Here is a 517-nt window from a genome sequence, read left to right on the forward strand (position 1 = left end):
AGTCCCAAAGGGGACAGGAAATTTTCAAGAATTGAAAATTTGTGGCCACGGGACGATTCTTGCTCTCACGAAAACCCGCACTTTTTGAAAATCCGCTTTTCGCAGCCAAAGGAGGATGCACCATGAAAAAAGAAATCGAAGCCTTTGTCAACGCAGCCAGCGAGCAGGAGTTGGAAGCCGCATGGAACAACCTCTCGGCAGAGGAACAGCGAGTTTTCGAGCAGCTCATGGAGGAAGACCCACCCGAAGATGCACTGGCATTTTTCGCTCAGCTGTATGACGATACCCCGAAGGAGCAGACCAGTGAGACCGTGAGCATCTCCGAAAATGAAATCTATTTCAAGCGGCAGTCCTTGACCGAAGATCAGAAGAAGCACGGCTCCTATGTGGATGAGAACGGTAATCTCCATGTCAAGAACCTGTCCGCGTTCTGGATTCCTGAACTGACCACCACGGAGAAAGTCGGACATACCACCTACACCGTGACCGGCAGCTATGAGGGCAAGGAGTCCTTTTT

1 protein-coding gene is annotated in these 517 nt (G+C 50.7%); it reads left to right on the plus strand.

All coding sequences use genetic code 11. The annotated features are described in order from the left end of the window. Positions 1 to 122: 122 nt before the first annotated feature. The coding region (locus C7J97_RS14775) for a hypothetical protein (RefSeq protein WP_113998251.1) at positions 123 to 517 on the plus strand (395 nt) is incomplete at its 3' end.

It is taken from the genome of Faecalibacterium prausnitzii, assembly GCF_003324185.1.
Lineage (GTDB): Bacteria > Bacillota > Clostridia > Oscillospirales > Ruminococcaceae > Faecalibacterium > Faecalibacterium prausnitzii.